This is a genomic window from Pseudomonas sp. ATCC 43928, from assembly GCF_005938665.2.
Taxonomy (GTDB): domain Bacteria; phylum Pseudomonadota; class Gammaproteobacteria; order Pseudomonadales; family Pseudomonadaceae; genus Aquipseudomonas.
On record NZ_CP041753.1, the window covers coordinates 1,709,352 to 1,721,192 of the forward strand.

Sequence of the window (11,841 nt, forward strand, 5' to 3'; positions counted from 1 at the left end):
TGGTAGTTTACTTGTGATCGGCTTTGATGCAACCTAGAAACTACACTGTGCAGTGTAATGTTGTGTTAATCCTGCACCGTGAGAAATTGAATCTTCGGCTGATGCGTGCATGCCTTGGCCATTTATCGTCCCAAGCGGAAAATCGTCGATTGTGCGGTTTTTCTGGAGTCATTCAGTCATGGACACTTCAACTTCCCCAGCGAACAACGCTTCAACGCCTGAAGCGTCCCGACAGGCTCAAGGGCAGTACCGAAACCATGTGCCGGTGCAGCGCGAAGGCTTTCGCAAAACCTTGCGCATCCTGTGGAACTTCATCTTCAACAAACCGCACGACACCCGGCCGTCGGCCCCCGTTCCGGTGCAAACCCTGACCCAGGCGGCGTTGATTGCCGCGCCTAACCACAGCGTCTATCGCCTGGGCCATTCCACACTTCTGCTCAAGCTGCAGGACAAGTTCTGGATCACCGACCCGGTCTTCGCCGAACGCGCCTCGCCCGTGCAATGGGCCGGCCCCAAGCGTTTCCACCAGCCGCCGATCAGCCTCGAAGACCTGCCGCCGATTGAAGCGGTGATCCTGTCCCACGATCACTACGACCACCTCGATTATCAGGCCGTACTCAAACTGGCGGACAAGACCCGCTACTTCCTCACGCCCCTGGGCGTGGGGGACACCCTGATCAAGTGGGGCATCGACGCCAGCAAAGTGCGCCAACTGGATTGGTGGCAGGGCACCGAGGTCGATGGCCTTCAATTCGTAGCCACACCTTCGCAGCACTTTTCCGGTCGCGGGCTGTTCGACGGTAACAGCACCCTGTGGGCATCGTGGGTGATGATCGACGGTGACACGCGGATCTTCTTCAGTGGCGACAGCGGCTACTTCGACGGCTTCAAACGCATCGGCGAGCAGTACGGCCCATTCGACCTGACCCTTATGGAAACCGGCGCCTACAACGTCGAGTGGCCTCACGTGCACATGCAGCCCGAGCAAACCCTGCAAGCGCACATCGACCTTAAAGGGCGCTGGTTGCTGCCGATCCACAACGGCACCTTCGACCTGTCGATGCACGCCTGGTACGAACCTTTCGACCGTATTCTGGCGCTGGCCTGGGAACGGAACGTGTCGATCACCACGCCGCAAATGGGCGAGGCGTTCAACGTGATGTATCCGCAGCGTGGTGGCGCGTGGTGGTTGGGTGTGGAAGATGTAAGCGATCAGGCGACCGTGCAGAACGCTTGATGTTGTGCTGCCGGGGCGCTTGCGGTGCAAGCGCCCCGGACTTTTCAGCTGCGTTCGTCCAGTAACGGCTTTGTATATTCCGAGATTTTTGCCACGGTCAGATCGCAAAATTCTCCACGGAGTATTTCGTTCAGTTCCTCCTCAGACAATCCAAGCCTATGGGCCGCCTCAGCCTGACTCAGCCGACCGGTTTCGAGGAGCATGCCTATTTTCATAACGTGTTCGGCTTTGGCCCGCATCTGCTGCAACCTCACTCAACCATCGCATAATCCGCCCGCCCCACCGGGTTCGGTGTGGACCCTTTCACATTCATCCCTCGGCCCGGTGCAAACCCCGGGAAGAACACCAGGCCTTGCGATTCAAACCGATACGCCAACGCCAGCCGCGTGACATCCAGCACATTACGTTGCGCCTCGAATCGCTGGATGGCGTCAACGGAAACCCCGGATTCCTCGGACAACTCTTCCACACTCCAACCCAGCATCGCTCGGGCCTGGGCGCAGTGGGCGGGGGTGAACTGGAAGAGGGCGATGCGTTCCAGGGTGATTTTCATTGCAAGAGAGGCCATGGTTTTCTCCGGGGATCGAGCGTGGCGATTCGAAAATGTACTGTGTTTTTGTACAGTTGTTTTGCGCCCGGATCAAACTCATTTTTTGATCGATTCTCTTTTTTCGCTCAGGCAGGGGCGTTGGACCGACTACGCTGTCTCTAGGCGGTTTCCTGAAAGCTCCAAATGATTGAACGTCAGCCTTCTGATCTTCAATGCCGGAAAGGTGGCGTTTCAAACGCAGTGCGCCACAGCGTTACGCGGGGAAGGGAATCATGAAAAGACTACGTCTGCTATGTGCCCTGATCAGCTTTACAACTCTGCCGGTCCTGGCCGATACGGTATCGCCAAACAAAGATGCCTTTGTCACCAACCTCATCAATCAGATGACCCTCGACGAAAAAGTCGGCCAACTGCGGCTGATCGCTATCGATGACAAGATGACGCCCGAAAAAATCTGCCAGGAGATCACTGCCGGGCGAATCGGGGGGACGTATGGCTCTGTGAGCCGTTATGTAAACCGCCCCATGCAGGACGCGGCTCAACAAAGCCGCCTGAAGATACCGATGTTTTTCGGTTGGGACGTGATACACGGTCATCGAACCATTTTCCCCATCGGCCTGGCCCTGGCCTCCAGTTGGGATATGGACGCCATCGAGTTGAGCGGTCGAACGGCGGCGAAAGAAGCCAGTGCGGACGGTATCGATATGACCTTCGCCCCGATGATCGATGTCGCCCGTGATCCTCGCTGGGGGCGCACATCCGAAGGCTTCGGTGAAGACACCTATCTGGTTTCGCGCATTGCCAGAGTGATGGTCCAGGCCTACCAGGGCCAGAGCCTGAACGCGCCCGACAGCATCATGTCCAGCGCCAAGCACTTTGCGTTGTATGGGGCTGTCGAAGGAGGGCGCGACTACAACAGCGTCGACATGGGCCTGACCCGAATGTACCAGGACTACCTGCCACCTTATCGTTCGGCAATCGAGGGTGGCGCGGGAGCCGTCATGGCGGCGCTTAACTCGATAAATGGTGTGCCGGCGGCGGCCAATAAATGGTTGATGCAGGATCTGCTCCGCAAAGCGTGGGGCTTCAAGGGACTGGTCATCAGCGACCATAACGGGGTCACCGATCTGGTTCAGCACGGTGTTGCGAGGAATCCTCGCGACGCGGCCAGGCTCGCCATCAGGGCCGGCATTGATATGAGCATGAACGACTCCTCCTATGGGCCGGAGTTGCCAGGGCTGCTTGAGTCTGGCGCCATTTCCCAGAGCGATATTGATGACGCGGTGCGGGAAGTACTGGGTGCCAAGTACGACATGGGGCTATTCGAGGACCCTTACCGGCGCCTCGGCGCTGCCAGTGAAAGCGCTGCTGATAACAACGCCGAAAACCATCTGCACAGAGCGCAGGCCCGTGAAGTGGCACGCAAGACACTGGTGCTGTTGAAGAATGAAAACGGGCTCTTGCCGCTGAAAAAAGAGAGCACGATCGCGCTCATCGGCCCGTTGGCAAAAAGTACCGTCGACATCATGGGCAGTTGGTCTGCAAGTGGTGTGCCCGCGCAATCGGTGACGATCTACGACGGGCTGAAAAGCGCGATGAGCCAGGGCTCGCTGATCTATGCCCGAGGCGCCAATCTCGAGGAGGATCAGGAGGTTGTTAAATACCTGGAATACCAGGGCGTGTCTGAAATCGCCAACGACCCTCGCCCGGCAGAAGAAATGATTGACGAAGCAGTCAAGGTTGCACAGCAAGCCGATGTTGTCATCGCCGTGGTGGGCGAGCCCCGCAGCATGTCCCATGAAGCGGCCAGTCGAACCAGCCTCGATCTGCCGGGGCGCCAGAGTGAATTGATCACCGCCCTGAAAGCCACCGGCAAGCCGCTGGTACTGGTATTGATGAACGGTCGGCCGTTGTCGATCGGCAAGGAGCAGAAACAGGCCGATGCGATTCTGGAAACCTGGTACAGCGGTACCGAGGGAGGCAACGCCGTTGCGGATGTATTGTTCGGTGACTACAACCCGTCCGGCAAATTACCCATCACCTTTCCACGTTCCGTGGGGCAGATCCCCAATTACTACAGCCACCTGAACACCGGCCGTCCGTATCTGCCGGGTGCGCTTCGCAACTACACGTCGCAATATTTCGATCAATCCTATGGGCCGCTTTACCCCTTCGGCTATGGGCTGAGCTATACCGATTTCAGCCTGACCGACATGGCCCTGTCTTCGACCACACTGAACAAGACCGACAACCTCGTCGCCAGCATCATGGTGAAAAATACCGGCCAGCGTGACGGCGAAACGGTGGTTCAGCTGTATATCCGCGATGTCGTTGCCTCCGTCGCCCGGCCGGTCAAAGAACTGAAAAACTTTCAAAAAATCATGCTCAAGGCCGGCGAGGAGAGAGCAGTCCACTTCAGCATTAACGAGAACGACTTGAAGTTCTTCAATGCCCAACTGGAATACGTCGCCGAGCCGGGTGAGTTCCGGGTGCAAATCGGCCTGGATTCCCAGGATGTGAAGGAGCAGAGCTTTGAATTGCTGTCAGAACAAGCCACTCAAGACAATCATCCGCCCAGTGCAGAACCTGTAGACGCGAGCGGTGCGGCGATCCGACTTGCCCACGAAGAACGATGATGCGTAATACCTGAGAAACCGCGGTGCATTCTTCGCGGATGGCTTTAGTGGTCATTTCGTCCCCTCCAACCAAACGGACGGGGCCTGTCCCAGCACCCGACGGAACATGGTCGAGAACGCCGCCGGGCTTTCATAACCAAAATCCAGGGCAATGCGCGTCACCGGCGTGTCCACCGCCAGCCGCGCCAAGGCCAGCACCACGCAGGCCCGCTGCCGCCATTGGCTGAAACTCAGCCCGGTTTGTTGGCGGAACAGACGATTGAACGTACGCAGGCTGATATGCAACTCATCGGCCCATTGCTGCGGCGATTGGTGAGCGTTCGGTTGCCGGAGAAACCTCTGACACAACCCGAGCAACCGCGAATCCACAGGCAACGGAATATGCAACGGCAGGTGAGCACTGCGCGCCAGTTCGTGCAGCAACAAGTCGATCAACGCCCCATCGCGCCCGGCCTCGTCGTACTCCAGTGCAACCTCCACCGCCTCCATCAACAAATGGCGCAGCAACGGCGAAACACTGATCACCTGGCAACGGCTGCCCAGATCAACCGCCCCCGGTTCGATGTACACACTGCGAGTGCTCACCCCCAGCATCAACACCTCATGCGCCACCCCCGGCGGAATCCACACCGCCCGCTGCGGCGGCACCACCCAATTGCCGTCCAGCGTGCTCACCTGCATCACCCCCGTGGCGCCATACAACAACTGCGCCCGTCGATGGGTATGGCGCGGCAACCGATGACCGTCGGGATAATCCGTACCGATGGCCACCACCGGCCTTGGCGTGTCGTCCAGCAGATCAATCGAAACATTGCGCATCGAGCGGCACCCAGTGGTTGGCGTAAACGCAAACATTATTGGCTGACTTGCTGAAGCAGGCCAAGCCCCGTCGCTCTATCGTCGGCCACTCTCAACCCACGGACGATGCGCGATGTTCTTCTACCTCTTGCTGGCACTCTTCGGCTGCATGACCGGCGTCACCGCCGTGCTGTTCGGCTTCGGCGGCGGATTTGTCGTCGTGCCCTTGCTGTACCGCATGCTCACGGCCAGCCACGGCATCGACGACCCCATCGGCCAAGCGGCGATGCACATTGCCGTAGCCACCTCGACCTGCGTGATGATCGTCAATGCGCTAATCGCCACCAGAAAACATCACCACGCGGGCAATCTCATTCGCCATTACCTGTGGCCGTTGGGCGGGTTCATCGGCTTGGGCGCGATCGTCGGAGCTGCGGCCGCGATGTGGGCGAGTGGTGAGCTGATCCGTTCTGCCTTCATCGTTTACCTGGGCGTGACCATTCTGGACTGCTTGTTCAGACGCGGTTTTCTTACACAGTCCTACATCGAAATCCCACGGCGATTGGGCGGGGCAGAAGTGTCTGGCGGCGGTGTGGGAATTGGCGCTATCGCCACCTTTCTTGGGGTGGGTGGCAGCGTCATGACCGTGCCGTTGCTAAGACGCTGTGGCCTCAGCATGTCGCAAGCCACATCCATGGCTAATCCATTGAGTCTTCCGGTTGCGGTGGCCGGAACGCTGACCTATATGGCGATGGCGGGGTTTACCGAGTTTGATCTGGGGGCGTGGTTTGTCGGCTATGTGGACGTGCTGGCGTTTGCGGTGCTGACGGTTGGGTCGCTGGTGGGGATTCGGCTGGCCACGCCGTGGATCGGGCGGATACCGGATCGGGTGCATGCGCGGGTTTATATTGGTTTGCTGGTAGTGGTGATGCTTAGCATGTGTCTGGGTTGAGTGTTATCGGCGTAGCTTTCCATCGATTCTCGGACGTTGCTTCGCCATAATCCGCGACAACTTCTCGCGAGCAGCGCTCGATTCACTCAAGGATGTTTTGATGTTCAAAGGACTGTTTCGTCTGACCGGCATTGTCGTGTTGGTGTGTTCAACTTTTTCTACCGCGCTGTGGGCTGAAAATGGCACTCAGGTTTACACCGGAACTGTGGGCAAATCGCCGATTGTGCTTGAGGTGAACGCCAACGGCAGTGAGGGGCGGTACTTTTACCAAAAGTATCGCAGTGATCTAGTACTCACCGGAAATAGAGAAGGCGAAACCCTGATACTCGACGAGGGCAGCCAGGCTGACGATGAGGGTAAAACTGTCCCGCAAATTCGCTTGCATCCCAAGCCCGACGGTTGGTCCGGCGAATGGACCAGTCCACAAGGCAAAGTCCTCAAGGTCGAATTACAGCAAGCCAAACTCCCGCCAGTGTCCGCCGAAACGTTGCCCTATCTCGTCAGACTCCATGACAAGGCGCCATACGAATATCTGCGTCTGCAAGGCCTGAAACTCAAACAAGGACGGACCGAAACGTTCATGGGGTACACGCTGCAATGGTGGGGCGAGCCACAGACAAAAATGGAAGGGTTTGAAGTGGTTTCGGGGTACACCGCTGAAACGCGCCAGCGTATCAATCAGCAGTTGATGGCGCGGCTGTGGCAGGGCGTGGTGGGGCATTTCGGGTGCTACGTCGATGGCAAACAGGGCTACTACAATCAGGGGATTCAGCCGTTGTGGATGACATCTTCCGTCATGAGCGCGACTATCTCATTCGAGTACTACTGCGGTGGGGCTTACCCGGATCAGTACAATGAGGCGCTCAATCTTGATACCCGTACCGGGAAAGTCCTGACGCTTGATGACGTGCTGTGGGTGGGGCAGGGCAAACCGCTGCATTTCGAGCAAAAAATCTACGACTACGATGAATCTTCATCCGAGTCATCCGCTGTCTATTACGACTACCGGTCCAAGGAGCTGGCGCCTTGGCTGGTGGCGCAACTGCTTAAGCTATATCCCAAGGAAATGACGACAACGGCTGAAGGGGAGAACGACTGCGGCTACAACGACGACTACCCTTGGCACTATCCGGATTGGTACTTCACCGAAAAAGGCATCAAGTTAGAGCCGTCTTTCCCTCACGTGTCTGCCGTCTGCCGAAACATTGGCTGGGGCGTCCTGCCCTACAGCCTCATCAAACAACATCCCGGCGGCGTAGCGCTGCAACTGCCCTGAGGCGAAGTCACTGATCCGCCAACCCCGGCGCTTCACGAATGATGAAGTGATCCAGGTTCTCGATGTTGGCACTGAACACCCCGAACGTCTGTTCGGGGTTTTTCTTGCTCGGCACCTGCTTCAACTCCGGCGTCACGCCATAAAAGAAGCAGTACAACTCGGCATCACTGTCGACGGCGTGCTTGATCTCTTCCAGAAACGCTTTGCGCTTGCGGTAGTTGTCGATCAGCTTCTTGCTCAGATAAACGTTCACCGAATAAGGCTTCTTCTTCGCCTCGTCCGCTTGCTTGAACCAGACCTTCTGTTCGAAATCGATGCGAAAGCTCTGGGTGTAATCCTTGATCTCCTTGATCTTGCCCCAGTAAATCAGCCCCTTGTTGTCCTGCAGGTACTCGATCTTCTTGAAGAACGACCCATAAGGCGCCGTGTGCTCGCCAATCTTCAGCGGCATGCGCTTGAGCAGCTCCTTGTCCGCGAAGTTCGACACAAAACACTCCACCGGGTGGGCGAAGACACTGGTCTTGTCCGGCGCCGACTCCCGGCTTGGCTGCTCGACGTTACTGCTCGCTGAAGTGAGAGTCGGGGCATCGCGCAAAACATCCGCCGCCACTGCCGGGCTCGCGGGCTTACGCACATACTCACGCCGAGTCAGCAACAACTCTGACGGGAAATGCTCCTCCCGACCGTCATCCGATTCCGCCCCGTCCGCCTCCAGACCCGACGCCGGCGTCTTCAGACTGACATAAGGACAATCCGCCACATGCCGCGTGCTGGGCATGTTCTTGAAGTGCGGCGTACGCACGTAATTCACATTCTTGGCGTTGAACGTCCCCAACACGTTGGCCGCATCGAACGCCAAACGGCAGGCATCGTTGGGGCACTGGAACTGCTCCTTGGCGGAATCGAACTCCATCGTCTCGTCGAAATTCAAATCGCGCACGTCATAGATCGACAATTTGTCGTCGAGGCTGAGGCAATAGACGAGGTTGAATTTCATGGCGGGCTCGGGTCAGACAGTATAGATAATCTGTTATACCTTCTGCGGTAGATTCTTACGAGAGGGGCTAGGGTTACTGAAGGTTTAGTCTGTCTGGCGAGGGTTTTGTCTGATTTGTTTTTTAAATGATTTTTTGGATTGTCGTTGTAATTAGAGCTGGATTGAAATTGGCTTCGAATTTTGAGAGGGATGAATGAAAGATTTTGTATTGGATTTGGCTGATAAAGAGCTTGCTGAGGTTCTTAGTGTTACTCCTCAAGATCCATTAATTAAGCATCTATTTTTTTTTTGAAATGACGCGTGTTTTAGGATATTGGACTACTGTTAATCAAAGCTTGCCGAAAGAAAAGCAATTGCCTGGGCCGATTTTTACCATGATTGGATGGAGGTGGAATTTAGCAACGGAGTATTATTACTCAAAGCTGTCCAAGCCCGGTTTTCCAATGTTTGAAAGTACTAATAAAACAAGGGCGGATGCGTTGTCGGTCTTGCATAAATATGGAAGGTGTGTGCTTCTGCGGCGCGTCGCTGATATGTTAGGTTCGGGGATGCTAGAAGGAGAGGTTGTTGATGGAGGATATATATTTAGAAGGGTGGATGTGTCTGATGCACAAGTTATGGATAATCTTGAGTATGAGTTTCTAAGTGAGCTTAATTTAAGTTTCGAGGGAAGGATCGGGGAGTCTTATAATGGATGGAGTCTCATGGAGTTTCCTGATATGGATGATTTGCCGAAAGAACTTGGCGCGTTCCATGGTAAGGTCGTTATGCCCGAGCTGAAGGCGATGCGATCAGAGAATATAAGAGAGTTGATGTTTCCCCTTGTGAGGCCTTGGGACTCTGGTTTTGGAGTAATGATGGCATATGATGCAATTCCAGAAACAGATGCTCATTTTTTCTCTGTTGCGTTAGAAATGGTTATAACATGGCGCGATGAGGCTGGCATCCATCCTTCTGTAAAACTAGATTTCGGTACTGGGTATGAGTTAAGTGTTGTAGTTGCGGCTGTTCTAAGTTTGCATTTGAAGCACATGAGTTTTTTAGGGGTTGCTATAGAAAAACACCCGGAGATCCTAATTGAACAAGGTTTGACTATATGGACGTCAAAGATAGAGCTGATAGAAACTGTTGAAATTTTGTCCCGGCTTGACGGAGAAGTCGTGGCTAGAGTCATCGATGGCATTACGTTTTCTCCCGAGGATGTTGGCTGTCTTAAAGACAATACAACATCTTTTTTGCCTCTACTTATTGGGTTAGGGAATGAATGGATAATTAGACCCGTTTGGTGTGTTGGCGGTAATCCTTTCGCATCGCTAATAAAGTTGTTTCAATGGCGAAACTCTCGAACTGAGAATGTTCTTGCTAAGCATCGAGAAGATTGGCAGAGGATGCATCTTTACTCTATTTTTGGTGGTAATAGGTATGAGCTGATTAAAGGGAATGTAAATTTAAGAATTGATGGTGTGTTTTTGACTGACGTTGATGGAGCTATATTTGATACGGTGACCGGTGAATTGGCTTTGTTTCAGCTGAAATGGCAAGATTACTTTACCAATGACGTTAAGAGTCTCAGAAGCAAAACTAGTAACCTTGCTAAAGAATTGGAAGGTTGGGGAGATAAAGTTACAAGTTGGATGAATCGATTTGGAAGTGAAGGTGTTGCTAAAAGTTTTCGGTTGAAGCTAAAGAAAGGGCAGGGTATCGCAAAAATTTACTTATTCGCGATTTCTCAATCGGTCGCGCGTACTGGAGGTTACGGATTTAAAATGAGAAATAACAGTGTCGCGGTAGCGACTTGGCCCCAATTTGTCAGATTGAGAACTGAGGTTGGGCCGGCTTGGAGTGTTCTTAGTGAACTTCATTCTCGCATAAAAGAAGAGGTTGGAATGATCTACCCATCTGTCGCCATACCATATGCTTCTAAGTTTTCTTCTGTGGAAATAAATTTTGAAGATATCTGGCGTGGATATTAATTAAATTATTGTGGTTTTGTTGGTCAGGAGGCATCAATCCTTATGCCGACTCAATATACAGATTTCTCACTGTAGCGAGGGAGCCGTTGGGCACTAAAGCAGCCCGGCATCTGATTAGATAAAAAGTCCGCTGCTTGAAACTCAAGCAGCGGATTCGCTCAAGTTAGAATCCACTTAGCAATCGTGAAGCTTTAGGCCACCAGGATTCCCGCCGATTGAATGGATCGTCCGCCAGCAAGCAAGGCATATCCCGCGTCCTGCCAATGCAACATGCTGAGTGACATCTGCGGCCAACTCAGAACGCTCAACGTCGGACGATCGATCGACCGAGCGCAACGGGCGGACATTACGCAACGCAGGCACAACCTGATGCGTTAGCCACTCGCGAAGCTGTAGGTATTCGGGACAGTAATGATAGACGAGAAGCGCATACACACCGGACTCACTTACCATCAAGCGTTCTTCGGCTTTGCCATAGGCTTGCACGCACATCATTTGCCGCTGATCGGCGTCGAGTTTACGTAACATGCGCCCATCAAGATATTTGCTCATCAAACGGCCCAGCTCATGGGCGCAGAACCAGGCTTGATTCTCCACCAGAAGCGCCACCGCGCAGTCCTGCGCGATGCATGAAACTGCGCACCACCCGGAGTACGCGGTTTCAGCTTGATCAGCTACCCTCACGCCACTTGTTGTACTCAGTTGGCAACAGGGCCGTAATCTGGTCGCTGGTCATCTGACGCAAATTGTAAGTGCGCTCGAATTGTTTGAAGGTGAAAGGTAGGCGACGGACGCCACCCAACCCGGCTTTGCTCTTCGGGTCGCAGCGAGCTTTCTTCGAGCGCTGCGAGACCGCCCCCGTCTTTACCGAACCGTCAGGCATGGCGTAGAGCGAATTGGCTACCGGCCAAAAACTTCGATGGGCGTAGATTTCTTGGCGCGACGTCATCTGTTCGGCCATATCACCCCATGGCGATTTCGAGGAACCCAAGGCAAGCTTAGCTGACTTCTCGTGCAGGCTAACCAAGTCCCATGCGGTTCGAGCAATCAGGCGGTAGGCCAATCGTGGAGACTGTATGATGTAATGTGGTGGTGCCAAGGGGTTTCCCGCGGGGACTTTTCCGCCTTTGCTCACGATGCTTTCGATGAGGGACAATGACAACCATGCCCACATGCCATGGTTTGACAAGAGAGCAAATCGATCTACTGTCCCGACAAAAACTTCGTCGACCAGATATTTCCCCAGCTCGTAGCTGGTTGAAAATTGCCTAAACAGGTCGATATGGTATCCACCATCAATGACCTCAGTAGTCGTATCGTCCTCCAGAAGCTCCTTTGGTGCTGCGCCGATAGGGTTACCGAGCCATGTAGCGAACTTGGCAATACCGACTTCATTCAATGACCTGACTTGGATCGTCATGG

At 54.4% G+C, this 11,841-nt stretch carries 10 protein-coding genes and 1 pseudogene; 5 read left to right on the forward strand and 6 right to left on the reverse strand.

Annotated elements, in window-relative coordinates:
- The first annotated feature begins 178 nt into the window (after nt 1–178).
- Complete coding sequence (locus tag FFH90_RS07720; protein ID WP_026286448.1) at nt 179–1,237, forward strand: MBL fold metallo-hydrolase; 1,059 nt, start codon at nt 179–181, stop codon at nt 1,235–1,237.
- 44 nt (nt 1,238–1,281) lie between these two features.
- Here FFH90_RS07720 and FFH90_RS07725 read toward each other — a convergent pair whose 3' ends face one another.
- Nucleotides 1,282–1,476 carry an XRE family transcriptional regulator gene (locus FFH90_RS07725; RefSeq protein WP_138866939.1) on the reverse strand — a complete coding sequence of 65 codons (195 nt, stop codon included), beginning with the start codon at nt 1,474–1,476 and terminating at the stop codon, nt 1,282–1,284.
- 11 nt (nt 1,477–1,487) lie between these two features.
- The gene (locus tag FFH90_RS07730) at nt 1,488–1,805 is read right to left on the reverse strand and encodes a helix-turn-helix domain-containing protein (protein ID WP_018926408.1); all 318 of its coding nucleotides are present in this window, start codon (nt 1,803–1,805) and stop codon (nt 1,488–1,490) included.
- 254 nt (nt 1,806–2,059) lie between these two features.
- On the opposite strand from FFH90_RS07730, the gene bglX reads away from it, so the two are divergent.
- Nucleotides 2,060–4,423, forward strand: a complete 2,364-nt coding sequence (gene bglX, locus FFH90_RS07735) for a beta-glucosidase BglX (protein ID WP_111454791.1) — start codon at nt 2,060–2,062, stop codon at nt 4,421–4,423.
- 51 nt (nt 4,424–4,474) lie between these two features.
- Here the strand turns inward: bglX and FFH90_RS07740 are convergent, their stop codons facing one another.
- Nucleotides 4,475–5,242, reverse strand: a complete 768-nt coding sequence (locus FFH90_RS07740; RefSeq protein WP_138866940.1) for a helix-turn-helix domain-containing protein — start codon at nt 5,240–5,242, stop codon at nt 4,475–4,477.
- 112 nt (nt 5,243–5,354) lie between these two features.
- Here FFH90_RS07740 and FFH90_RS07745 point away from each other — a divergent pair, with 112 nt between their 5' ends.
- A complete protein-coding gene (locus FFH90_RS07745; protein ID WP_138866941.1) occupies nt 5,355–6,173 on the forward strand; it encodes a sulfite exporter TauE/SafE family protein in 819 nt (272 codons plus the stop codon).
- Nucleotides 6,174–6,273: 100 nt separating this feature from the next.
- Nucleotides 6,274–7,449: a hypothetical protein gene (locus FFH90_RS07750; RefSeq protein ID WP_111454794.1), complete on the forward strand. Its 1,176-nt coding sequence runs from the start codon at nt 6,274–6,276 to the stop codon at nt 7,447–7,449.
- 7 nt (nt 7,450–7,456) lie between these two features.
- Here the strand turns inward: FFH90_RS07750 and FFH90_RS07755 are convergent, their stop codons facing one another.
- The gene (locus FFH90_RS07755; RefSeq protein ID WP_138866942.1) at nt 7,457–8,446 is read right to left on the reverse strand and encodes a hypothetical protein; all 990 of its coding nucleotides are present in this window, start codon (nt 8,444–8,446) and stop codon (nt 7,457–7,459) included.
- A 293-nt stretch (nt 8,447–8,739) separates the two neighbouring features.
- Between FFH90_RS07755 and FFH90_RS07760 the strand changes: the two genes are divergently transcribed.
- Nucleotides 8,740–10,419, forward strand: a complete 1,680-nt coding sequence (locus FFH90_RS07760; RefSeq protein WP_138866943.1) for a hypothetical protein — start codon at nt 8,740–8,742, stop codon at nt 10,417–10,419.
- Between the two features lie 163 nt (nt 10,420–10,582).
- Here the strand turns inward: FFH90_RS07760 and FFH90_RS07765 are convergent.
- Together FFH90_RS07765 and FFH90_RS07770 are read right to left on the reverse strand one after the other, a co-directional pair.
- Nucleotides 10,583–11,046 (reverse strand): annotated as a pseudogene (locus tag FFH90_RS07765) (Bro-N domain-containing protein).
- Between the two features lie 43 nt (nt 11,047–11,089).
- Nucleotides 11,090–11,839, reverse strand: coding sequence for a hypothetical protein (locus FFH90_RS07770; protein ID WP_138866944.1), 750 nt, complete (start codon nt 11,837–11,839; stop codon nt 11,090–11,092).
- Nucleotides 11,840–11,841: the final 2 nt, after the last annotated feature.